The 23,433-nt window shown below is 42.3% G+C and carries 19 protein-coding genes; 10 read left to right on the top strand and 9 right to left on the bottom strand.

Annotated features, from left to right (window positions below; genetic code table 11):
• Window positions 1-149: 149 nt before the first annotated feature.
• Genes QNM18_RS02320 through cyoA form a run of 7 tightly spaced genes read right to left on the bottom strand, consistent with a single transcriptional unit; the run spans window position 150 to window position 5,941 of the window.
• A complete protein-coding gene (locus QNM18_RS02320; RefSeq protein WP_284136186.1) occupies window positions 150-638 on the bottom strand; it encodes a hypothetical protein in 489 nt (162 codons plus the stop codon).
• Entirely contained in the window at window positions 635-1,237 is a 603-nt protein-coding gene (locus tag QNM18_RS02315) for an SCO family protein (RefSeq protein ID WP_023399251.1), read from the bottom strand. Before QNM18_RS02315 ends, QNM18_RS02320 begins: the two co-directional genes overlap by 4 nt.
• Window positions 1,238-1,241: 4 nt before the next feature.
• Window positions 1,242-2,126 (bottom strand): heme o synthase, encoded by an 885-nt coding sequence (gene cyoE, locus QNM18_RS02310; protein WP_023399252.1) that lies wholly within the window; start codon window positions 2,124-2,126, stop codon window positions 1,242-1,244.
• Window position 2,127: 1 nt separating this feature from the next.
• Window positions 2,128-2,469 carry a cytochrome o ubiquinol oxidase subunit IV gene (cyoD, locus tag QNM18_RS02305; RefSeq protein WP_023399253.1) on the bottom strand — a complete coding sequence of 114 codons (342 nt, stop codon included), beginning with the start codon at window positions 2,467-2,469 and terminating at the stop codon, window positions 2,128-2,130.
• Window positions 2,469-3,089: a cytochrome o ubiquinol oxidase subunit III gene (cyoC, locus tag QNM18_RS02300; RefSeq protein WP_023399254.1), complete on the bottom strand. Its 621-nt coding sequence runs from the start codon at window positions 3,087-3,089 to the stop codon at window positions 2,469-2,471. The genes cyoD and cyoC overlap by 1 nt, the downstream gene beginning before the upstream one ends.
• Before the next feature lie 16 nt (window positions 3,090-3,105).
• A complete protein-coding gene (gene cyoB, locus QNM18_RS02295) occupies window positions 3,106-5,142 on the bottom strand; it encodes a cytochrome o ubiquinol oxidase subunit I (protein WP_023399255.1) in 2,037 nt (678 codons plus the stop codon).
• A complete protein-coding gene (cyoA, locus tag QNM18_RS02290; RefSeq protein WP_247687236.1) occupies window positions 5,132-5,941 on the bottom strand; it encodes a ubiquinol oxidase subunit II in 810 nt (269 codons plus the stop codon). The genes cyoB and cyoA overlap by 11 nt, the downstream gene beginning before the upstream one ends.
• A gap of 288 nt (window positions 5,942-6,229) precedes the next feature.
• Between cyoA and QNM18_RS02285 the strand changes: the two genes are divergently transcribed.
• Entirely contained in the window at window positions 6,230-6,745 is a 516-nt protein-coding gene (locus tag QNM18_RS02285) for a hypothetical protein (RefSeq protein WP_023399257.1), read from the top strand.
• Between the two features lie 89 nt (window positions 6,746-6,834).
• Here the strand turns inward: QNM18_RS02285 and QNM18_RS02280 are convergent, their stop codons facing one another.
• A complete protein-coding gene (locus tag QNM18_RS02280) occupies window positions 6,835-8,019 on the bottom strand; it encodes a quinone-dependent dihydroorotate dehydrogenase (protein ID WP_284136185.1) in 1,185 nt (394 codons plus the stop codon).
• Between the two features lie 153 nt (window positions 8,020-8,172).
• Between QNM18_RS02280 and QNM18_RS02275 the strand changes: the two genes are divergently transcribed.
• Window positions 8,173-8,748, top strand: a complete 576-nt coding sequence (locus QNM18_RS02275; RefSeq protein WP_211009393.1) for a hypothetical protein — start codon at window positions 8,173-8,175, stop codon at window positions 8,746-8,748.
• Between the two features lie 48 nt (window positions 8,749-8,796).
• Here the strand turns inward: QNM18_RS02275 and QNM18_RS02270 are convergent, their stop codons facing one another.
• Window positions 8,797-9,270 (bottom strand): deoxycytidylate deaminase, encoded by a 474-nt coding sequence (locus tag QNM18_RS02270; protein ID WP_023399260.1) that lies wholly within the window; start codon window positions 9,268-9,270, stop codon window positions 8,797-8,799.
• Between the two features lie 335 nt (window positions 9,271-9,605).
• Here QNM18_RS02270 and QNM18_RS02265 point away from each other — a divergent pair, with 335 nt between their 5' ends.
• From QNM18_RS02265 to QNM18_RS02230, 8 genes are all read left to right on the top strand, one after another.
• Complete coding sequence (locus QNM18_RS02265) at window positions 9,606-9,872, top strand: hypothetical protein (protein ID WP_349774885.1); 267 nt, start codon at window positions 9,606-9,608, stop codon at window positions 9,870-9,872.
• A 274-nt stretch (window positions 9,873-10,146) separates the two neighbouring features.
• Window positions 10,147-11,484: an N-succinylarginine dihydrolase gene (gene astB, locus QNM18_RS02260; RefSeq protein ID WP_284136184.1), complete on the top strand. Its 1,338-nt coding sequence runs from the start codon at window positions 10,147-10,149 to the stop codon at window positions 11,482-11,484.
• A 209-nt stretch (window positions 11,485-11,693) separates the two neighbouring features.
• A complete protein-coding gene (locus QNM18_RS02255) occupies window positions 11,694-12,533 on the top strand; it encodes a DUF350 domain-containing protein (protein ID WP_284136183.1) in 840 nt (279 codons plus the stop codon).
• A gap of 1 nt (window position 12,534) precedes the next feature.
• Window positions 12,535-13,320 (top strand): hypothetical protein, encoded by a 786-nt coding sequence (locus tag QNM18_RS02250; protein WP_284136182.1) that lies wholly within the window; start codon window positions 12,535-12,537, stop codon window positions 13,318-13,320.
• Complete coding sequence (locus QNM18_RS02245; RefSeq protein WP_284136181.1) at window positions 13,320-14,837, top strand: polyamine aminopropyltransferase; 1,518 nt, start codon at window positions 13,320-13,322, stop codon at window positions 14,835-14,837. Before QNM18_RS02250 ends, QNM18_RS02245 begins: the two co-directional genes overlap by 1 nt.
• Before the next feature lie 357 nt (window positions 14,838-15,194).
• A complete protein-coding gene (locus QNM18_RS02240; protein WP_284136180.1) occupies window positions 15,195-16,496 on the top strand; it encodes a tetratricopeptide repeat protein in 1,302 nt (433 codons plus the stop codon).
• Window positions 16,486-17,694: a FecR family protein gene (locus tag QNM18_RS02235; protein ID WP_211009399.1), complete on the top strand. Its 1,209-nt coding sequence runs from the start codon at window positions 16,486-16,488 to the stop codon at window positions 17,692-17,694. Before QNM18_RS02240 ends, QNM18_RS02235 begins: the two co-directional genes overlap by 11 nt.
• Window positions 17,695-17,704: 10 nt before the next feature.
• Window positions 17,705-23,419, top strand: a complete 5,715-nt coding sequence (locus QNM18_RS02230) for an Ig-like domain-containing protein (RefSeq protein WP_284136179.1) — start codon at window positions 17,705-17,707, stop codon at window positions 23,417-23,419.
• Window positions 23,420-23,433: the final 14 nt, after the last annotated feature.

Below are 23,433 nucleotides of genomic sequence, written 5' to 3'. Positions count from 1 at the left end.
ATGCAGAGGTGTGCGCTGAGCGAGTTCTCAAAGCCTGTAATTTACATAAAAAGAGTATGGAAAGTATGAATCTATCGAGAAGGGAAGTGTGGTAAGAAGCTAGAGTAGTGCAGTAAAGAGAGACTATTACTGCACTGATTCTAAACAGACTAAGAAGTCTTCTTTTGACGGCTGACTAAACAATATGAGCCGTCTTTGGTACTGGTCATATAGCCAACAAAGTTTTCATCTCTTTTATGAGAAAAAACATGTGTATGGTCGTTTAATTTGCCTTTAAATAGCCACTTCTTGAATACTTCCTCACGTACCACAATACATGGGTTTTTAACAGCAAAGCTCTCTTTATAAGTAACTTCACAGTGTTGATCACTGTGAGACATAGAAAAAGTGATATGGCTTTGTCTATCTTTATATTCAAGTACACCCGTAACCAACAAGGTTTCAAACTCATTTTTGTTGGTTTGATTTGAAACGAGTAGGCGATGTTTCTTTGAACCAATAACGTCCTCTGCCATGGTTTTTAATTCACTGTGGCAGTTCTTGACATTATATTTTTCGATGATCGTTTCAATCGAGTTTTTTGCGACAACCTGAGTGCTTGTTAGCAATAGGGCCGCTATGAATAACTTGTGCTTCATAGTAGCTCCTTAATTTGTGCTGCAAGCTCATTTGGCGTTGTTGTATGACTCATTGCGGTGATTAAATCGCCTTCTTTATTGATGATATAAAATCTTGAAGCATGTGCTACAGAGTACTCCATAAACGACTCTTCAAGGTTTTGGTCATCATAATAAACGCCATATAATCCACCAACTTCTTTGGTTTGTTCAGCGCTGCCAGTTAAACCGGTAATACGCTCGTGAAAGTAGTCGGTATATTCCTTTAAATCTTCTACTGTATCACGCGCAGGGTCTACTGTGACAAGTAAGCCCTGCACCTGATCAAGCCCTTGTTTCTCAAGACGCATGAATGCATTTGTCATTACCGCGAGTGAGTTAGGGCATACCTCTGCACAAGATAAGTAGCCGAAGTACATAACGACAACTTGGCCTTGATAGTCAGAGAGTGAAACAGGACCGGCATAGCTTTGCAGCGTAAAATCGCCACCTAATTCATCGAAAGATTTTCTCGTTTCATTAAAGTCTTTAGTGGTCGTAGCTAAATAAAACCAAATTAGTCCAATAATACCAAGAAAAGACAAAATCCAATGTAAGTGAGCGGGCTTAAACTGCTTCATAACTCTACCTTGCTGTCACATATGAGGTTGGGTCAATGTGAGCAAAATCAACAGACATCAAGACGCTCATAGAGGTAATGGCTACGAGTGATAGAATAAACACGCGTTTAGCCCAAGTATGATTGTCCATGCGATGGAAGTCGAAAATAGTGCTCAATAGCCAGACCAATCCAATAATAAACGTAAGAGATGCGAAAATGGCACCAACGTAGTTTAATGTGAATAGTGAAAGTGCAAGTACAGTAAAGGCAACAATGAAGCCAATCATGTGTTTTCTAGCAACTTCAACACCACTGACGATTGGTAATACTGGAATATTAGCATCTTTGTAGTCTTTGAATCGGTAAATAGCAATTGCATAAGAATGCGGGATTTGCCAAATACAGAAGATCGCCAAGATTACAACGGCACCAATATCAAATTGACCATTAACGGCACAGTACCCCATTACAGGAGGACAAGCGCCTGAAATACTGCCAACAAAAGTACCGTATATCGATTTTCTCTTATAGTAGAGCGTATATAGACCTACGTATACAACGAAGCCAAGTACGCCAAAATAAAAGCTCATCATAGATGCATACAGTGCTAATGAGGCGAAACCTACGCAACCCAAAAGGGTTGCATAGGCCAAAGCTTTGGTTACCGAAATAGACTCTAAGAGTGGCTTTCGGTACTTTGTGCGTGACATCAACTGGTCGATGTCACGGTCAATCACATTATTAAAAACGCAACCAGAGGCGATGATACACACCGTACCCACTATCATTGCTGTAAACGTAACGAAATCAATATTACCTTTGGCTGCGAGCACGTAGCCCGCAACCGCAGTGATTAAGTTACCAAAGATAATGCCTGGTTTTGTAATTAACAGGTAACTTCTTAACATTTTAATGTCCCATGAGCATGTTGTGATTTAGGTGCTCCATAATCCAAATGGAGCCAATCACAACTATGGCCACTGTCAACACAATAAACGCGGCTGAAGTAGTGTTCCATATTTGCTCAGAAGATGAGTTCATGTGTAAGAAAAATACAAGTTGTACAAATAGCTGTGCAATTGCTGTAACTAAGATGACACCAAGCGTTAACGCTGGAGATGCCAAATCATACATTACAACTAAAAACGGAATAGCAGTTAGTACAAGAGATAGAAGTAAACCTATCGTGTACTCTTTAACGCTACCGTGAGCTGCACCGCCAGTGCCATGTTCGTTATTAGTGTGGCCCATTACATCACTCCTACTAAGTACACAACGCTAAATACACAGATCCAGATGATGTCTAGGAAGTGCCAGAATAAACTTAGGCAAGAAAGTCTTACTAGGTTGTCTTCTGTAAATCCGTCACGTTTGAAGTGAACGAATAGAACAAGCATCCAGATGATACCACCAAATACGTGCAGACCGTGCGTAGCTACTAGTGCATAAAATGCAGACCAATAACCACTTGTCTGAGGTGTTGCACCAAGCGTACTGAAGTGCCAGAACTCATACAGTTCTAAGCCAAGGAAACCAAGGCCAAGTAGTAATGTGATGACCAACCAAGTGATCATGCCTTTCATCTTGCGCTGGTTGGCTTGAAGCATTGCCATACCAAACGTGAAACTACTGAATAGTAGGAACGCAGTACCAACTGCAACTAGATTAAGGTCAAATAACTCTTTTGGTGTTGGGCCGCCAGCGAAGCCGCCACTTAGTACTGCATATGTTGCAAACAATGTTGCGAACAAAATACAGTCACTCATGATGTATATCCAGAATCCGAATATAGTATCACCACCGGTATCATGATGATCATGATCATCGTGGTGATCATGAACGTCGTTTGCGATTACGTGATCGTTTGACATAGTTTAAAACTTTCCTCTACTTGCCATTGTTAGCTGCGTGTTCTGCAACAGCTGCCAAGTGCTTTGACTCGATTTCTTCAACTTGGTCGACTTGTACGTAGTAGTCTTTGTTGCGATCAAATGAATACGCAATCCAAGAAGCTACGATACCGACGAAGCTAGCTATAACCATCCACCAGATGTGCCATACGAAACCGAAACCTAAAGTTAGTGAGAATGCACTGATCACAAAGCCAGCCCATGTGTTTGATGGCATGTGGATCTTTGAGTACTTCTCAGGCTTTTGGTAAGCAATACCATGCTCTTTCTTGTAATGATGCTCATCACGGTCATGGATCTTAGGTAGCTTAGCGAAGTTGTAGAACGGAGGAGGTGACGAAGTCGCCCACTCAAGCGTACGGCCATTCCAAGGATCGCCTGTAACGTCCATATTTTGCTTACGGTTCTTGAAGCTGATGAAGCCCATGTAGAACTGAACAGCGATACCAGCTGCTACGATAAATGCACCAACCATTGCAACGATTAGCAACGGAGTCCACTCTGGGTTGTCGTAGTAGTTAAGACGACGAGTCATACCGTTGAAACCAAGGATGTATAGCGGCATGAACGCAACGAAGAAACCGATTGTCCAAAGCGCACAAGAAAGCTTGTTAAGTTTCTCATCAAGCATCCAACCAGTCGCTTTAGGCCACCAGTAAGTAAGACCTGCGAAGTAACCAAATACTGCACCACCAATGATTACGTTGTGGAAGTGTGCAATTAGGAACAAGCTGTTGTGAAGTACGAAGTCAGCTGCTGGAACAGCTAGCATTACACCTGTCATACCACCAATGGTGAAGGTGAATAGGAAGCTACATGTCCACCACATTGATGCTGTGAACTCAACACGGCCTTTATACATAGTAAATAGCCAGTTGAAGATCTTAACTCCGGTTGGGACGGCTATGATCATGGTGGCGATACCGAAGAAGGCATTTACACTTGAACCTGCACCCATGGTGAAGAAGTGGTGTAGCCATACAACCATTGCTAGAACCATGATAACCGCTGTTGCCCATACAAGAGATGTATAACCAAACAAACGCTTACGAGAGAATGTCGCTGCAACCTCAGAGAAGATACCGAACGCAGGTAGAATTAGAATGTAAACTTCTGGGTGACCCCATGCCCAAATGAGGTTTACGTACATCATTTGGTTACCACCAAGGTCATTAGTGAAGAAGTTTGTACCTAGGTATCTATCAAGCGTTAGTAGCGTGATAGTTACTGTTAGAATAGGGAACGAAAGAATGATTAGTACGTTTGCACATAGAGAAGTCCATGTGAATACTGGCATTTGCATAAGCTTCATGCCTGGCGCACGCATTCTTATGATAGTAACGAAGAAGTTAACACCAGTTAGTAGGGTACCGATACCAGAGATCTGAAGTGCCCAGAGCCAATAGTCGACCCCGACCCAGGGACTGTATTCAATACCTGAAAGCGGTGGATATGCTAACCAACCAGTCGCTGCGAATTCACCAAGGAATAGTGAAATATTAACTAGTAGTGCACCAACTACGAACAACCAGAAGCTCAGAGAGTTCAGGAATGGGAAGGCAACGTCACGCGCGCCAATTTGCAGTGGTACAACGATGTTCATCAAGCCAACAACCAAAGGCATGGCTACGAAGAAAATCATAATTACACCGTGAGCAGTAAAGATCTGGTCATAGTGTTCAGGAGGGAGATAACCCGCACCCACGCTATCGGCGGTTGCCAATGCTTGGTGAGTACGCATCATAATTGCATCCGCGAAACCGCGGACCAACATCACAATCGCTGCGATGACATACATGATACCAATTTTTTTATGGTCTACAGATGTGAACCATTCTTCCCAAAGGTATCTCCACTTACCCATTTTAGTGATAAGTGCGAATAGGAATAAACCGCCAAGTATTGCACAGATCATTACTGGCAGAATTACAGGGTCATGAACAGGAATAGAATCCCAGGTCAGTTTACCCGTGAGCGGATCCGGATCTGTGATTATGGTAGCTTTACTTGCCATTTTGAACCCCAGTGTATTTCTCTATGGTTTTCTTAAAGTGCAGAGGGTCAACATCCGAGTAGTAAACTACCGGATTGTCTTTTGATTTCTCGCTAAGCGCTTTGTAAGTAGGTTCGTCTAGTACATGCTCTGAAGCTTTAACTTTGTTAACCCAAGCATCGAAGCCTGCTTGATCTACAGAGTGTGTTTTGAACTTCATACCTGAGAAACCAAAACCGCTGTAGTTTGCAGACATGCCTCTGAATGTACCTTCTTCAGATGCCATCAGGTTAAGTCTATTTTCCATACCAGCCATCGCGTAAATCTGGCTTCCCAATCTTGGAATAAAGAATGAGTTCATCACAGTGTCTGACGTGATTAAAAACTCAACCGGTGTATTCACTGGGATTGAAATTTCGTTGACGGTTGCGATCTGCTGCTCTGGATAGATAAATAGCCATTTCCAGTCCATCGCAACAACTTGAATAGTCAATGTGTCTTCGTCTTTACCTAGCGGCTTACGCGGGTCTAGGTCGTGAGACGTGACATATGTGAAATATGCAAGTGCAGCAATGATCAAACAAGGCACAATCCAAACAACAAGTTCGATTTTTGTTGAGTGTTCCCACGACGGCTTGTACTCAGCGTTTTTATTGCTAGTACGATACTTGTACGGGAAGTAAATAGACATAAATAATACAGGGATTATTACAATAAGTAATAAAGCCACAGAGATTATAATCAGGTCTTTCGCCTGTTCACCAATTGGCCCCGCAGGGTCAAAAAGAGCAAGCTCACAACCTGTTAGAAGAAACGCCATCGTAAAAACCATTACGAGTGACAAGGACTTTTTCAGCATATTCAACCTACTTGATATCGCGGGTAATTACCCCATTACCTGCCTGAATAAATTAACGAGATTAATGCAATTGAGAACTGTTTCCATTTACACCCCTCTCGGAGGGGAATGTTATAGGGAATACAGCCAAAATTCAAGGATGTCTTGAGCTAGATCAATACGTACGAATTGCAAATTTAGATGTTTTTTGAGCAATTTATGTCTAGACTTCGTAATGACACCGTCAAAAATAATTCTGGAGCGTGCGATATGAAGAGATTATTTTATTCCACTGATAGCCTAGACGACGCAGAAATGATTTCGAATGAGGTACATGAACTGGGTATCGATGATCACCATTTTTACGTACTATCGCGGGATGAAAATGGTATTGAAACCCATCATTTACATGGCTCAACTCAAATAGAAAAAACCCAAATCTTGTCAGCTAGAAAGCGAGCGTTCTTACTTGCTGGCATCACCGCGTTGGCCCTGATCACATTTATGTATTTTTTTACCGACTGGACAAATAAATTTTTATTACAAGCACTGGCCGCAAGCATCATAGGTGGTTTTGTCGTCATGCTAATTGTTAGGCTTGCTGGTAAGTCATTCGATGAATATTTCCAAATCTTAGTCAATGAGCACCTCGATGCAGGCGATGTTATCATAATTATCGATGTCAAAAAGTCACAAACACATATTGTAGAGACCCAGTTAGAAGGGCACCCTAAAGCCCAATTTATTGCTGATAGTTCAAATTTGTCGTCACCCATTCCAGATTAAAACGAGAAAGTTTGGTGCAAATAGTGGTGATAAACTTTGGAGAATGAAAAAGTTATCACCACTCGTAGCATCAAATCGTGATTGCAGCTTTATGCTGCCGAGCTTATTCCCTTGTCAGAGGGGTCTTCATTGACCTCTTTTATTTTCGGCAGTGGGTTCCTAGAGCCTACCGCTTCTTCAATGGAGTTAAAGCCATCCGCCTTTAGCAGTTTAACAAGACCTCGATTGATTTCGCTGATATTTTGTGGACCGTCAAATATTAAAGTCGAAATCATGTGCAATATGCTTGCACCTGAGGTGATCTTTTCGTACGCATCTTTTGCCGTGAATACACCCCCAACACCTATAATAGTCAATTCTCCACGTGTTCTTCGATAAACATGCCTGATCACATTTGTGGAGATCCTCTGAAGTGGTAAACCGCTCATCGCGCCTTTATGGAAAGGTAGTTCGTCTTTTACGTACTCTTGATTAAATTTAGGTTTTGCAAGGTTTGTCAAAACTACACCATCCATTTTGTGCTCAACACAGGCGTCTACAATGATATTAATTTCTTCAAGAGTCATATCTGCCGCTAGTTTTACATAAATAGGTCTACCTTCGACCCTGTGCTCGTTTACTGCAATTAGTAATGCATCTAAATTGGCTTTGTCGACAAATGGTTCGCCATCTTGGGTATTAGGGCAGCTGATATTAATCGTGTAGTAATCCCCAATATCTTTAAAGAGCTTCATTGTTTTGGTGTAGTCATCGATTGAGTCATTAAGGTCAAACTCTGGGGTAATATTTGATTTCGCGGCGTTAATACCTACTTTTAATTTGCCAAAGTTGACGCCTTGTAATCGAGATGAAATTTTTTCAGCACCTTGGTTATTTAGTCCGTACCACACTAAGATTGATTTTGATTTAACCATTCTAAACAGACGTTTACCCGGGTTTCCAGGACAAACTTCACCAGTGAACGACCCAAGTTCTGCCAAGCCAAAGCCAATCGATGGGTAAATTTTGGTTAATTCGCCATCTTTGTCAAAGCCTGCAGATAAACCTAATGGGTTTCTATATTTGATACCGTCAACTTCAATATTCAGACTGCGGTGTCCATAGTTGAAGAAAAGCGAGGTGAACCAGCGAGTTAGAAAGTTTGAGCCCAATATAACGCCTACACGTTTGAACATGTAGTGCGCGTCTTCTGGGTCCATCAGGAAGATCAGCGGACGAACCGCTCTGTACAGTAGCTTTAGCACAAAGTTACGAATGCCGATGATAAGGCGCATTTTCAACCTCCAAATTTGTCATCGATTGTTGTTGTTGGGTGCTTTCACAAGCACATCTGGTAACTCATGCTTTTTAGCTTATGATCTTTAAATAATAATAGCAATAAGAATTATTATCATTTAAAGTATGGTAATGAATTTATGGAGGTGCTAATGAAAAAGCTGATGTTAAAACTCTTGGGTACGCAAGTTGCCAAGCCGATAACACGAAACATAGTGGAGCCTATTTGGCAAAGTACAGGGGAAGTGTTTTATTTATTGAATACTTTGCAGTTGAGGTATGAGTCTCGCTACGGCACTGTGTCTGTTGAATCGTTTAACATAAATGCTTTTACTCATGGTGCCACAGATCCGCTCCAGAAGCTTGTTAGGGAGTTTGGTAAGGAGTTTACTGTATCCGTCTGTGCTGTGGCTTGGGAGCGCTACGGCAATCAAACACGAGTCAAAGCGATAGACAACGCGGCTGTTTTTAGGTTTAACCAAGCACTAGACTCGCCAACGCAAGTACTTTTTCAACATCAGTTTTGCTTAGCAGATGAAATAAATAGAAGTGATGTAAATATATCTAGAAGTGTCGGAGTATTTAAATACTATAACATTCAAATTAATGAGTTTATTAATCAATTAATGGAAGCAAATAAACGCATCAATCATGATAAAGTCAAACGCCATGGTATCACTGGTGAAAACTTCCATAAAGATATCTTTGGCAGGTTGTCGATGGCGTAAAGGTGAGTGTTAGAGGAGTGGGCAGAGTAGAAGCCACTCCTCAATGGGTTATTGGTCGTCGTATGTGGCAACCTCTTGTTCTATTACAACAAGTTCAACCCCCGCCATTGCAAACATATCTCTTGTTTCTTGGGCTGCATGATATCGTTTTTTAGCAACAACTTTTGAAATGCCACAACTGATTATCAGCATTGCACAAACACGACATGGCTCCATTGTGCAGTACAATGTAGCACCGTCTAAAGGTACACCATACCTTGCGGCCTGACATATAGCATTTTGTTCTGCATGGATGGTCCGTACACAGTGTTGCCGTGTGGTTCCATCACTATCAGTCACCTGCTTCATTAAATGGCCAACATCATCACAGTGTGGTAAACCAGAGGGAGAGCCCACGTAACCTGTTGATATTATTCTTTTATCTTTAACTATAATACAGCCTGATTTGCCCCGATCACAGGTGGCTCTCTGGCCAACACTGTCAACTAAATCAATGAAGTATTCATCCCAATCTGGTCTCATTGCTTATGCCTTTAATACTACGTTTATAATGATAGTATACGCAGTATTGGCAATAATTCGAAGCCTAACTTTGATATCAAACAAAGAACCAATATACTTTAATGTTGTTAAACTTACAGTAAATGTGGGAGTGCTGTTTTTTTGTGCCTTATTAATTATTATAAGTCTTTTTAAAAAGTATTTTATTATGACTTTTTAGTTATTAAATAGGGCGTTACTCTTGAATAATAAACCCTTGGTTCTTGCGGCATCGTCAAGTTTTATAGCTGCGTTACTTCATATCGGTTGTATTATATTTGGCGCACCTTGGTATCGCTTTTTGGGTGCTGGAGAGCATGGCCGAAGCGGGCAGAGTTGAGCCAGTAGTAATGACGTCATTTATTGCTGGTGTGCTTTTTATATGGGGAATTTTTGCATTGTCAGGAGCGGGTGTTACCCGTCGCTTACCACTTTTAAAGACAGTCATATTTTTGGTTGCAATTATGCTTATCGGTCGCGGTATTGCATTCCCTGTAATCATGCCTATATTTCCAAGTAACTCATTGACATTTTGGCTTGTTAGTTCAGCACTATGTTTACTTATGGGGGTGAGCTACGCATAGGGTGGGTGGATCCTTCAAAAACAACCAGTAAAAAGCTAGGTTTATATTTGTCAATGTATGAAAAGGTTCATTTACCCTTTAATTATCTCCTACCTTCCGCGTGTATCCACAATTACCGCCTATATTGAGATTTGGCACTAAACTTGATGCTTCGTTGTGCTGGCTTTACTGGCCAGCGTAAAGCTGTATTTAAACAGGTTTTTAAATGGGGTTTGACCTACAACCTGTGTGAATCTTACCAAAACGGTGCAGCACGCACTAAAAGGGGGCAATAATGAACTATTATGAAGTTAATTTCGATGGACTCGTGGGGCCTACACACAACTATGCAGGTCTTTCGTATGGAAATGTTGCTTCAAAAGCGAACGCAAAAAAATTTTCAAATCCGAAGCAAGCTGCTTTGCAAGGGTTGGGCAAGATGTTTGCACTATCACAACTTGGACTGCATCAAGGGGTGCTAGCACCAAATGCACGGCCTGACCTAAAGACTTTGCGCTCTCTAGGATTTGCAGGAAGTGATAAGCAAGTCATTGTAAAAGCCGCTCAAGTAGAGCCGCAATTGTTGAAAGCCTGTTATTCGGCGTCTTCTATGTGGACAGCCAATGCTGCGACGATCTCCCCAAGTTGCGATACACAAGACAATAAAGTGCATTTTACACCAGCAAACCTTAGCAATAAGCTGCACCGAGCCATTGAAGCTGATACGACGGCGCGCATTCTACAGTCAGTGTTCCACGATGAGGCTTTTTTTGTTCACCACAGTCCATTACCTCAGCACCCTCTTTTTGGTGACGAGGGGGCGGCAAACCATACTAGACTGGCAGACTCATACAACCACGCCGGCTTAGCTGTGTTTGTGTATGGTCAAGATAATCGTAGTGAAGTCCGGCCCACTAAATTTCCAGCAAGGCAAACTCGTCAAGCCAGCGAAGCTGTCGCGCGCAGTCACATGTTAAACCCAGATAATTGCCTTTTTATTCAGCAAAATCCAAACGTGATAGATCAAGGAGTATTTCATAACGATGTGATAGCAATAGGAAATGAAAACGTTTTCTTGTTTCATGAACAAGCTTTTTATGAGCAACAAGCTGCCGTTAAACACATTCGAGATGCGTATAAGGGAAGTCGCCCATTGCACTTAATTGAAGTATCTGAGGCTGATGTTAGCGTGGAAGACGCTGTTCAAAGTTACATCTTTAATAGTCAGTTAGTTAGCTTACCAAATGGTGGAATGGCCATAATTGCACCAAGCGAATGTCAAAAGGTTGATAGTGTAGAGTCATACTTGAGCGCACTAAAGCAAGCGAGCACCCCAATCAATGAAGTCATTTATTTGGACGTCAAACAAAGCATGCAAAATGGCGGGGGCCCTGCATGTTTGCGGTTGAGGGTAGTTTTGTCTGAGCAGGAACTTAAAGCAAGCAACCAGTCTTGCTTGCTAGATGAAACCCTGTATCACACACTCTGTCTATGGGTTGAGAAACATTACAGAGACCAATTATCTGAGTATGACTTGGCAGATCCTCAATTACTTACAGAAAGCTACACTGCTTTAGACGAACTCAGCCAAATTTTAGCTCTGGGCTCTGTTTATGATTTTCAAAGAGTTTAGTGCTTAACTGAAGGAGACAGCGCACATACGGTGCGCTCAACTATATTGTTTATAAAAATCGGATAAAACCTGATAATTATAAAGACTGAATAACTACACTGATGTTATTATGGGCAAGTTATAGCTTTCGAAAAGAACTCTAAAAGTTTGCAGCTGTACTGGGCTAAACGCTAAGTACGACCATTCTAATAAAAAAGTAGTTATTCATTATGTACGATTCACTTCTAATGACTTTGCAAAGTTTAAGCTTTGTTGGCTTATTACTGGTTATGATGTTTTTAGCCAAATGGTTATATAACTTCACAACACCTTACGATACCTTTCATGAAATATTGATTAAGAAAAATAGTGCGCTTGCGACATCAGTCGCTGGCTATATTGTCGCCGTTGCTATTATATTTTGCGCTGTGTTAATGGGCCCAAGTGCTGGATTGGTCAATGATTTATTGGCTGTAGCTGGTTACTGTTTTGTCGGCATGGTAATGCTGCTTATCTCAAGAGTTATCAACGATAAGCTAATTTTGCACGCATTTTGTAATAAAAAGCAGTTAATCGAAAAGCAGAATGTTTCGACGGGTGCTGTACAAGCTGCGAGTTATATTGCCAGTGCGCTTTTAATTGGCGCCTCCTTACATGGGGAAGGTGGGTGGATGTCTGCAATGGTATTTTATGTCTTGGGTCAGATAACCTTGGTTGTGTTCGCGCGCGTATACGATTTGTTGACTGATTATAATTTGATGACGCAATTGGAGTCGGGCAACAATGCCGTAGCGGCAACATTTTCAGCAACATTAGTTGCCTTGGGCATGGTGTTATTGCACGCTTTAGTTGGTGAATTCGAAAACTGGCAGTCAAGTATTACTTTATTTGCTCAAGATGCGGTTATCGGCTTTGTCGTACTCCCGTTGGCTCGTTTGTTCATTGATAAAGTGTTATTCCCATCTGTGTGTATAGATAAGGCAGTTGGTGAAGAGCATAATATGTCAGTGGCCTTGGTCGAAGGTGGTGTCGCTTTATCTGTTGCCAGCGTGATTGTGGTTGTGCTTTAGAATGATGGTAAGTCGCGTTTTAGTTACAACAATATTGGCGATAGTTATTGCAGCCTATTTCAATGCTTACTTCAATGAAAGTGTACGGGAGGTAAGGACCGTTCTTGGCAAGGCTTATAAGTCAAAACCGTATGAGTTCCGCGTTTCTGAAGACGGTGCACTGGTACGCTTCGAAGTCTATGGCATGATGCCTGATAACACCTGGAAGAGTGTTGAGTTTGAGGTTTTTGACCCCAATGAACAGTATTTATTTACATTGAGCAGAGAGCTTTGGACAGAAACAGGCAGGGACTCAGAGGGGTTTTGGAGGGAATCGCAAGGTAACCTTGATTTTGAGATTCGCTTAGCAGAAGCGGGTATTTATAGTGTGGTGTTACATGAAAGCAATGGACCACATAGTTATGCGCCTTCGAAGAAAAAAGATTTCAGGTTTAAGGTCACTGAACTAAGAGGTGATGCGGCGGCGTTTTTGGTTTTACTCTTTATACTTGTCCCTATTGCTTTGTTGTGTGGCGTTATTGTTTTTAAGCATATTGAGATGCATAACAAGTACGGTTCAAGCGAAGACAGTTACGATTTAGACTTTAAGCCTGTTGGGTGGTTATTAGCGTTATATTCAGTGGCCCTTATCTTTGCATATTTTCTTGCCCAAAATGATTCAGACGCCGATATTGATTATCACCGAAAAGCAGCTTATAAAAAGCACTTGGCGGTTGACAGACATATGCGTGAACATAGTTTATCAAGTGCAGGGTATCGCACTCGCAGTGGGGTTGGAGGCAAGTAATGTTGCGCGAAAGCCATATCCTGCTTTTTAGTATTTTCATTGCGGGGCTGTGCTCAATTGTTTATGAGTTACTCATTGCCACAACTGGTTCGTACTTCTTGGGTGACAGCATAACGCAGTTTTCTTTGACCATAGGTGTTTATATGGCATTTATGGGAGTGGGATCTTATCTTTCACGGTTTGTAAAAGATGACAAGCTACTCGCACAGTTCATTGGGTTTGAATTATTACTCGCTCTGTGTGGGGGCTTGAGTGTGCCGCTTTTGTATTTGGCCTATGCGTTAGATATTTCGGTTCAGGCAATGTCCGTTACGCTGACAGCTGTGATTGGTACGCTAATCGGGCTTGAGATCCCACTACTGAGTCGCTTGATGGAAAAGCACTATAGTCTTAAAGCGAATCTCTCTAACGTTTTGTCTATTGATTACTTCGGTGCCTTATTAGCGACCTTATTGTTCCCATTTATATTTCTTCCTTGGTTGGGCATATTCAAAACTTCGCTCATGTTCGGCCTGATCAACTTGTCTATCGCATTGTCATTGTTGTGGTATTTCTCTTCTCAGATACTGGACAAGCCAAAATATCAATTACGAATGGCGCTGATTTTAGTATCGGTCATTTTGATTGGCACTATGGCATCGAGTGCTCGTTTAAATAAAGCTTGGAATGGGCATGTGTTTGACGATCCTGTCGTACATAGTGAGCAAACACAGTATCAACAAATCGTCATGACCAGACATAAAAATGATGTTCGGCTCTACCTCAATGGAGGTCTACAATTTTCCTCGATCGATGAGTACCGATACCATGAAGTATTGGTTCACCCAGCGATGCAGCGCAGGGATAATATTAAAAATGTCCTAGTGCTGGGTGGGGGAGATGGGCTGGCTGTTAGAGAAGTACTCAAGTACGCCGGTGTGGAACATGTAACTTTGGTCGACCTAGATCCAGCGGTTGCACGCCTTGCTCGTGAAAACCACTATTTAAAAGATTTAAATGCCAATGCCCTAAATTCAGAAAAAGTGTCGGTCTGGCATGGTGATGCAATGGTGTTTTTGCAACAAATTAAGCGTAAGTTTGATTTGGTAATCGTTGACCTACCAGATCCTAAAACGGTGAGTTTGGCACGTTTATATTCCTTACAGTTTTATCGCCTTATCGGTAGGGCATTAACTCCAAATGGTATATTCGTGACACAAGCGACGAGCCCGTTTTTTGCCAAAGAAGCTTTTTGGTCCATAAGAAATACCGTTGCAGCCAGTGGTATGAAGGATGTAAAAACTTTTTTTGCTAACGTTCCTTCATTTGGAGAATGGGGGTTTGTGATGGGGTGCCAGTCAAATTGCCAGAAACCATTAAAATTCGAGCATATTTCAACACGTTTTTATCACCATGAGTTGGATAGCGCTATGCAAGTTTTAGCAGGTGATCAAAAAGTCGATAAAGAAGTAGTGAGTACCCTCGACAGGCCTAACGTGTTGTACTTGTATCTTGATGGGTGGCGGTATTGGAACTAATTACGCCCAGAGCCAGCGGCTGATCACCTTGCTTATCTAAGTCAGTTATCGTTTTTCCTTACGAGCCACAAATATTTTGGTTGTGAGCGGCTAAAAATATGTAAATTTTATGATTAAGTAAGCCTGTTTTCTTGCTTTTTATAAAATGTACCTGAAATCACAAGTGAATTTTTAACGTCCTTGATTATACTTTGCTTATCCTATCTAGGCATGTTTTAAGTGTTCTAGTCAGTGGCGAGTCGTAGGTCATGTAAAGTGGTCTTGCTTGAAGTAGATAGTGATGAACATACGATAACCAATAATGGGTGATTAGCTATGTCACTAGTACTTCGATGCGTACGGTATGCTCTTATTATAATGGCCAGTGGAGTAAGTTTATTGAGTTTGGCGCAAAGCGAGATGTCGCAGCCAAGCGATGAGCTAAAAAAAACGCTCACTGAGATCAAATCTAAACTGACAGCAAAAGATTATCAATCTGCCTTTCGACAAGCCGAAGCGGCTATAGATGAATGGGCAGGTGAACCTAATTTTGATTTTTTATATGCGCAAGCTGCTTTGGAACAGGCAAAATATGATGAAGCTATCTTTGCCCTTGAGCGTACGCTTGCAAGCTGGCCTGACCATATTCCCAGTCATTACTTATTGGGTCTGACCTATGCAAAGCAAAATAATTTGGCGCAGGCTAGCAGTGTATTTAAGGGGCTTCAGGGCTCCCAATTAAGCCCTTCGATGCGTTCGCGCGTAGATCAAGCGCTTGAATCAATAGAAAGAAAGTCTCAAAAACTAGAGCAGTCCTTTAGTCACGCAATCGCTTTGGCTTTAGGTCATGACTCTAACGTCAACAGCGGTGCGTTAGATGATCGTATAGTGATTGGCGGTGTGCCATTTTTACTTGATCAAACGAGCCGAAAAACGGCTGATAGCTTTATGCGCTTTAAGTATAACTTCCGCGGCGTTTGGCAGCAGACCCAATACCAAAGCTGGAAGCTAGATGTCGATTACTCGGATCAACGTCATCAAGACACCGACGAGTTTGATAGGTATCAAGGCACTATCCGGTTTGGATACGAACATAAACAAGAAGCACTGACGCTATCAACAGGTGGGCAGTTTGGTGTTTTAACGCTTGATAATAGCACTTATCAGCAAGATATTGGTCTATACGGCTCTGCCCAGTACTTCCTCAGCAACCACTACTTTACTGCGCTTAGTGCTTTTGTATTTTCGCAAAACAATGTTCAAGAACGAAACTTAGACAGCCGTGTTTATACCGTGCAAGGTTCTTTTGGATATTCCTCTGCTGGTTGGTTACTCAGGGCGGATGTCGGTTACACATGGCAGCCAGCTCGATATGACGAAGGCGAACACTATGGACGTGACTATGACTTTGTCTCTGGCTCTATAAGCCACAAAACGAGTGAAAACAGTTTACTTGGTTTCAAGGTGCAATACAGAGATATAGAACACCGTGCTGCACACCCGTTCTTTTTGACCACCAGAAATGAGGAACTGGTCATTCTCAACTTGAATTGGCGATATCAGTGGAGCCAAGCGCTAAGTATTGATTTATCTGCCTCATACTACGACAAACACAGTTCAATTACCTTGTATAGCTATGACAGAACCGAATGGTTCACGGGAGTCCGTTATGAATTCTAACTTTGAGTTAATTGCTAAAAGTAAACTGGCTGCAAGGGTTGCGCTTATAGCTTGTGTATTACCCATATCTGTCTCAGCTGAGCAAGCAGGAAAGACCATAATGTCTCGAGGCGATGTTATAGCCTCAGATAGCAGTACTGAGTCACAGAGGCCATTGAAGCGTCGAAGTCCGGTTTATGATGTCGACGTCGTCAACACTGGAACATCGAGTCAAGCGCAGTTAAGAATGCAAGATGGTGCTTTAATCGCTTTAAAGGCGCAAACCCAATTGAAGATTGACGAGTATACATTGGGAAGTGGTGACGGTGGTTCGGTTGTTATGGAGCTTATATCTGGGGGGCTGCGGACTATCACCGGAGAAATAAAAGGAGACAAAAGCAATTATAAACTAAAAACGCCGGTTGGTAGTATTGGGATCCGCGGCACTCATTATGAAGTAGAATGGAAAAACAACGAGCTATTTTTGGCTGTTTGGGATGGCACGATAGAGTTGGATATGAGCAATGCAACTGGGGGAGAAGGGCCTGTTTTACTTGGAAAGGGTGGGGACTTCTCATTTGCTAAAGTAAGTGAAAGCGGCACTGTAACATCGTTGCTTAAACCACCTTCAGAGCTGTCGTCATTATCATCAACGCCAAGTAAATCAGCACAATCTACAGAAGCGGACGAGCAGGGGAGCACAATTGCTAACGTTGAAATAACCACCGCAGAGCAATCAACACCACTGGTTACAGGTAGCTTCTCACAAATTGTACAGGATGTGTCTCAGAACGAATTTATTAACGAACAAGAGCTGGATAGTATAGGCACGGAGCCATTGGAAGAGTTGATTGAGCAGCGTTCAGGCACTGCGGCTTACTCTGTAATAGATAGGGTTGATGCGACGTCCAGCCTTGGAGCAGTGAGTGCCATTGATATGCAAATGACAGTCAACTTTGACCGCGGAACTGTAGAGCAAGGGGCGCTGTCCTTTCAAGATTCAGGAGGGCAGTGGTTTGCAGCATTTAACGGGCTCATTAACTCGCAGGGTATGACCTTAGGTGTAAACTTTGCCTCACATGGCAATAACTTAGCAAACGGTACGATTCAAAGCCAATTCACACAAGGCCTTGATAAGCTAACCGGTTCGTTTAATTTGCAAGAAATAGAAGACCCCAGCGTATTTGCTCAGGGTGCTTTTATTCTGAGTCAGCCTTAGGAGAGTCGCTATGAACCTAAGTGCATTTATTCGAATATTGACAGCAGTATCGCTGATTTTATTGGTTAGCAGTTGTGGTGGTGGAGATGACAGCAAACCACTTCAACAGAGCGGTAATAACACCATCGTTCAGCCTGATAACCAAACCAACAGTGAGGTGCCTGATAGTTATTCAAACTCCCCAGTGGTCGTCGATTTTTCCTATCAACCAAGATTTAGGCATGCACGATTACTAGAAACCCAAATAGTTGACGAACTGATGATCAATGGAACAGGTGATCTTACTCATCCACAAGGTGAGTTCACTGAACGGGGGAATATTACAGTTTCGGTCGGTAACATCGAAGACCCAGATGGTATTGGCCGTGTTTTATTAGGTTTTGGTGAAAATGCTGAGCAAGTAATTGTGCTGTGTGATGAGAGTTGTGTATCTCCTTTTTCATTTACCCAAACAGGTGTTAATCCATTTAATTTTGGTCAGCAAGCGGGCAGTATTAGCCTACAGGTCTGGGTTGAGGACTTAAATGGTAACTTGAGTGTTGTTGCTATCAAACAAGTCAATTGGCAACCGCGAACCATCGTGGTTGAACCTGTTCAACGCGAAGAGGATGGAACCGTCCAATTAAATTGGCAGGCTTTAGATAGTGCACTTAGATACAACGCATACGTATCAGAGACACCAATTGAAAATCTGAATCAAATCAGAACGCTACCTGAAGGAAATCGCTTTGTCGCGCTGTCAAATACTAGTCAGTCCTTTACTGGGTTAGACCCTAAAAAACATTATTATGCTTTGATCACGGGTATTGATGGTAGTGGCGAAAGTGCATTTAGCGAGTCTATTTTATTACCGGCTACTGAGTTTACTCCGCCAATTGCTAATAATGATACTTTTTCCGGTTTACAGTTTGAGTCAATTTCAGGAAATGTTTTAAGCAACGATCTAGACCTAGGCTTTGGCCCTTTGCTAGTTTCTAGTGAGCTTGTCAGCCCGCCTCAAAACGGAGCTGTAAGCATATCAAGTAACGGCGCTTTTAATTATGTTCCAACAAATAGCTTTTTTGGTACCGACAGTTTTGTCTATCAGGTAGAAAATGCTCAGGGAGCAACCGCACAGGCGACCGTAACGATTAATATTGAGGCTGTTCAAGTCTTCATATTGACACTGAACAATACCTATAAAGTAGAGAAAAATGCTGAACTTTCAGTTTCAAGCAATGGTGTACTAGTAAACGATATACACTTGGGTAATCAGGAATTACAAGTTGAAACACAGCCTGAGCGAGACGTGTCCAACGGCACTTTAGTGCTCAACTCAGATGGTACTTTTGTATATACACCTAATGCTGAGTTTGTTGGAGAAGACTCATTTACTTACAACGTGCGCAGTAATGATGGTGAAGTTCAAACAGCAGAAGTCACTATTATTGTTGAAGAGGAAGTTACTAATCAACCACCTGTGGCCGTCAATGATCTATTTGAAACTAGCGAAGATTTTATTCTGTCAGTTGCGGCACCTGGGGTGTTAGAGAATGATTCTGATGAAGCACTCAGTGGCGTTTCTCTCGGTATTGAAAGTGCAACGAGTAGTGGCACACTGGAGTTAACAGAAGAAGGTGGCTTTAGGTACATTCCAAATGCAAACTTTGCTGGGCAAGATGTCTTTATTTACAGTATTACTGATGAAGCGGGATTAAGTGCCAGTGCTCACGGCGTCATTACGGTCGTTGCTGTGAATGATCCACCAATTGCTAACGATGACTCAGTTGAAGTTGCGCAAGGGCAAGCCGTATCGATAAGTGCTACTAACAACGATGAAGACATTGATGGGCAATTAGATTTAACGACACTTGAAATAATAATGCCACCTATGCATGGCTCCGTATCGGTTAATTCAGGTACAGGGCAATTTGTTTATCAAAGCAATGCGGACTTCAGAGGGGAAGATTATTTCATCTATGTTGTGAGTGATAACGAAGGCGCAAGATCTAACGAGGCATTGGTCAGAATTTTTGTCACAGGTGATAATGTGGCACCTGTTGCTGTGAATGACTCGGCGAGCACATCGCAGGGTTTTCAAGTAGATATTAACGTTTTGGCCAATGACTCAGATCCAGATGGTACGCTGGTGTTTGATTCAATAGAAATCACCACAGCACCGTCTCATGGTCAAGTGAGTAAAAATAGTAGCGATAACGTATTAATTTACGTGCCACAATCCGACTTTTCTGGAACAGATTCATTTCAGTATCGTGTACAAGACAACGAAGGTGCTCTCTCAAACATTGCCTCCGTTACTGTGACTGTGCAAGCGGTAAATCAAAGTCCTATTGCAAATAATGATAGTGCGCAAGTTGAGATTGGCCGTTCAGTCGTCATTGAGGTGTTAAATAATGACTCAGACCCAGACGGAACAATTGAATATAGTTCACTTGAACTTGTGTCTAGCCCCAGCAAAGGTAACGTGACGATAGAGTCAATGGGTAGTATCTTGTATGTTCATACTGGAACGGCAGTGGGTACAGATAGTTTTTCATATCAAGTGAGTGATAATGATGGCTTGCAATCTAATATCGCGATTGTGACTATTACTATTGTAGAACCTGATACCACACCAGTTGCAGTTGCTGATGTTGCAACCCTTGATAAAAATACCTCTGTGATGATAGATGTTCTGAGTAATGATGATGCCAAAGGACAAACTTTAAATCTATCAAGTATTGAGATTGTTAGTGCGGTCCAGCACGGCTCAACTTTCATTGATACATCCACAGGTTCTATTAGTTATATTCCAATGACAAACTTTGTGGGCACTGACAGTTTTACCTATCAAGTTCAAAATACACTAGGTGAAACCTCGAATACAGCAACGGTAACAATAACTGTTGCACCGAGAAATTACCCGCCAACTGTCGCGGCCAATTCGGCAAACATAGAAACGGACGTTGCTGATGGCACTCTTGTGTTACAAGTTATGGCGTCAGACCCTGATGGGGATGATATTAGTTATACCTTGACGGGTACCAATTCAAGCCTATTCTCAATTGCTCAAAATGGTAATGTAACTGTGGCAAATGCGAGTCAAATAAGCAGTAACGGTGAAGCTGTGTACAACTTGACCGTTGAAGTGTGTGATAACATATCACCACCCTTATGTGCGAGTGCTTCAATTACCATCAACGTCAGTGTGGCAGTACAAACCTATGTCGCGAATAAGCTCACTTCATTTGGTACAGATGGCCAGCAGGTTGTTCGTTTAAGGGCCAGCATGGAATACCATGAATATGGGCAAACTATCGTTTTATCTGATGGTAAGTTGTTGACCGTTGGTGGGGTTGGACAGTTTGAAGCGAGTATTAGTAGAAATATTCATCGAGCGGCGGTTAGTAAGCTGAATTCTGATGGATTCTTTGACAGGACTTTTGCAACCAATGGCGTATTCACCAGTCATTTTGGCATCGAAGTTGCCGGGCAACCACAAAATATAGTGGCCAGCGCAGTTGCCATTGACAGTGAAAATAGAATCTATGTTGCAGGTTATGCCGATTTCGGTGCAACCCAAGAGCTTCTATTATTTAGACTCACGGCAGATGGTGCTCATGATACCAGCTATGGCGCAGGCTCTGGATATACACAATTGCCGTTAACATCCAACGCGCGTGTTGAACCGGTGGCAATTTTTGTTGATGATGCACAAGTTGTCACTGTCGTTTCAAATGTGACAGTGAGCACTCAGACGACCATTATGGTTCGCCGTATTGGCAGCACAGGAGAGATAAGTGGATCATTAGATATTGCACCGAACTCATCTCAGTTTGCAAATGGGGCCGTTGGTTTAGGTGGAACCATTTTAGTTTATGGTGAAACAACATCTGAAGCGGGTAACAAAGATGTGTTAATGACGCGCTTCAATGATTCAACATTGAGTTTAGATTCAGCGTTTGGCTCTTCAGGCATGTTACAGTTAGACATTGCGTCGTTATCATTTGACGACCGCGTAAATGATGTTGCTCAACTGTCAGATAATAAGCTCTTGGTTACAGGTGATACCTACTTGCCTGGCGGGACAATAAAATCGACGTTTGTAATGCGACTAGCCAATGACGGTACACTCGACATTACATTCGATACCGACGGTTTTAAAGTATACGACTTAAATGAGCTGCCTTCATCGTCGATTAGTGGGCTCGACTTGAGTAGCTGGCATGCTTCTGGAAAAGGTTTGTTTGCAGATGAAACTCATTACTACATAGGTGTTGGTAGAGGCCAATCAACATCTTCCTATAGCGTTGCGCAAATCTTTAGAACCTCCCATGTCGGTGTCGCTGACTCTGATTGGGTACCGGACTTAGGTGGTCCTACAGCATTTAATTCGTTAGGGTTAAACCCGGGAGGGATGTTACGTACTGCACAGGGGCTTTTAATCCCTGGGGATAAATACAATCTGATCGGCAATAACTTCTTCAGATCATACTGGTTTGGTGAGTTCACTTTAGCGGGAGTACCCAATTCGACATTTGGAAGTAATGGAGTGGCAAACGTCACAGTTGGAGATGCTGATGAGCGCTTTGAGTTTGGCCTCTTATCTCTCTTACAAAGTGATAAGTTTTTCCTAGTAGGGGATGCTAAGACATCTCAAAACAATGATGTGCCATATATCTACAAGTTGGATTCGACAGGTAAAGGTTCAGCAGATTTCGGTAATTTGGGAATATCACAATTATCAACAGGCATTAATGCGATTGCCACAGCATCTGCTCAAGTAATCTCTGGAAATGTCCTTATGGCCTTTAGCGGGGTAACCTCCAACACGGATGCATACATTGCCAGCTTTGCTACTGGTGGCATTCAAGATATGAGCTTTGCAGGTGGTGTAAATCAAGGAATTGTACAAATATCTGCAAGTACATACTCAGGTGAGTCTATTACAATCAAAAGGTTGTATGGGCTTGCTACTGGCGATTTCCTTGCATTTGCAAAAATTTATGATGGCTGCATAAATCAAAGCTACGGCTTTGTGTTCTCAAGCCTAGGTGTATTAACTGGCAATTTTCAATACCCAGTGCCGGGTACGCCTGCCTGTAATACATCGGCAAGAAGCATTGATTTTGTGCATCCTGTGTCGACATTTTTAGTAGGGATAGGGACTGATGAGCAAGTATTCCCAGAACCAAGAGTGATCCTCGCTAAAGCAACAGTAACCGGAGCGCTTGATCCAACCTTTGGCAACATGGGTGTAGCAGAGTTGGATATCGGTTTGACGTCAGGTGAAACAATTGATTTGCAAGGTTCCTTGGTTGATTCAGAGGGGCGGTTTGTCATCTTTGGTACTGCTGGAAGTAAAAACTTTGTTCTGAGAGTAAATGCTAATGGCTCTATAGATAGTAATTTTGGTTCGGCTGGCGTACTGACGTTTGAACAGCTGGGCTCAACTGCTGTGAGTATTAAACAAGGTTGGGTTCAAAGTACAGGGGAGCTTGTGTTATTCCTTCAAGAAACAGGCGGGCTGAATGTGTATATTGCGAGAGTTAAGCTAGCAGATGATGCGGGTACATTCGATGCGACGTTTAACTCTGTGGGTTATCAAAACTTTGCTACCGCCATGACAGGTCAGCTTTCTTCTGCTATTAGTTTGAATAACGGCGATAACTTTGTACTTGTTTTACAACAGGATGAGCCGAAAGTTATTGTGTTGCAAGCTGGTAAAATCGAAATTGCTGATTAGCAGTTAGCGAGGTT

Source organism: Pseudoalteromonas obscura, from assembly GCF_030135505.1.
Lineage (GTDB): Bacteria > Pseudomonadota > Gammaproteobacteria > Enterobacterales > Alteromonadaceae > Pseudoalteromonas > Pseudoalteromonas obscura.
This window is presented reverse-complemented; position numbering and strand designations above follow the sequence as displayed.

What these genes read in the sequence shown, in the direction of transcription:
- QNM18_RS02320 (WP_284136186.1), bottom strand. Translation starts at nt 638, where the DNA reads ATGAAGCACAAGTTATTCATAGCGGCCCTATTGCTAACAAGCACTCAG.
- QNM18_RS02315 (WP_023399251.1), bottom strand. Translation starts at nt 1,237, where the DNA reads ATGAAGCAGTTTAAGCCCGCTCACTTACATTGGATTTTGTCTTTTCTT.
- cyoE (WP_023399252.1), bottom strand. Translation starts at nt 2,126, where the DNA reads ATGTTAAGAAGTTACCTGTTAATTACAAAACCAGGCATTATCTTTGGT.
- cyoD (WP_023399253.1), bottom strand. Translation starts at nt 2,469, where the DNA reads ATGGGCCACACTAATAACGAACATGGCACTGGCGGTGCAGCTCACGGT.
- cyoC (WP_023399254.1), bottom strand. Translation starts at nt 3,089, where the DNA reads ATGTCAAACGATCACGTAATCGCAAACGACGTTCATGATCACCACGAT.
- cyoB (WP_023399255.1), bottom strand. Translation starts at nt 5,142, where the DNA reads ATGGCAAGTAAAGCTACCATAATCACAGATCCGGATCCGCTCACGGGT.
- cyoA (WP_247687236.1), bottom strand. Translation starts at nt 5,941, where the DNA reads ATGGCGTTTCTTCTAACAGGTTGTGAGCTTGCTCTTTTTGACCCTGCG.
- QNM18_RS02285 (WP_023399257.1), top strand. Translation starts at nt 6,230, where the DNA reads ATGAAGAGATTATTTTATTCCACTGATAGCCTAGACGACGCAGAAATG.
- QNM18_RS02280 (WP_284136185.1), bottom strand. Translation starts at nt 8,019, where the DNA reads ATGCGCCTTATCATCGGCATTCGTAACTTTGTGCTAAAGCTACTGTAC.
- QNM18_RS02275 (WP_211009393.1), top strand. Translation starts at nt 8,173, where the DNA reads ATGAAAAAGCTGATGTTAAAACTCTTGGGTACGCAAGTTGCCAAGCCG.
- QNM18_RS02270 (WP_023399260.1), bottom strand. Translation starts at nt 9,270, where the DNA reads ATGAGACCAGATTGGGATGAATACTTCATTGATTTAGTTGACAGTGTT.
- QNM18_RS02265 (WP_349774885.1), top strand. Translation starts at nt 9,606, where the DNA reads ATGGCCGAAGCGGGCAGAGTTGAGCCAGTAGTAATGACGTCATTTATT.
- astB (WP_284136184.1), top strand. Translation starts at nt 10,147, where the DNA reads ATGAACTATTATGAAGTTAATTTCGATGGACTCGTGGGGCCTACACAC.
- QNM18_RS02255 (WP_284136183.1), top strand. Translation starts at nt 11,694, where the DNA reads ATGTACGATTCACTTCTAATGACTTTGCAAAGTTTAAGCTTTGTTGGC.
- QNM18_RS02250 (WP_284136182.1), top strand. Translation starts at nt 12,535, where the DNA reads ATGATGGTAAGTCGCGTTTTAGTTACAACAATATTGGCGATAGTTATT.
- QNM18_RS02245 (WP_284136181.1), top strand. Translation starts at nt 13,320, where the DNA reads ATGTTGCGCGAAAGCCATATCCTGCTTTTTAGTATTTTCATTGCGGGG.
- QNM18_RS02240 (WP_284136180.1), top strand. Translation starts at nt 15,195, where the DNA reads ATGGCCAGTGGAGTAAGTTTATTGAGTTTGGCGCAAAGCGAGATGTCG.
- QNM18_RS02235 (WP_211009399.1), top strand. Translation starts at nt 16,486, where the DNA reads ATGAATTCTAACTTTGAGTTAATTGCTAAAAGTAAACTGGCTGCAAGG.
- QNM18_RS02230 (WP_284136179.1), top strand. Translation starts at nt 17,705, where the DNA reads ATGAACCTAAGTGCATTTATTCGAATATTGACAGCAGTATCGCTGATT.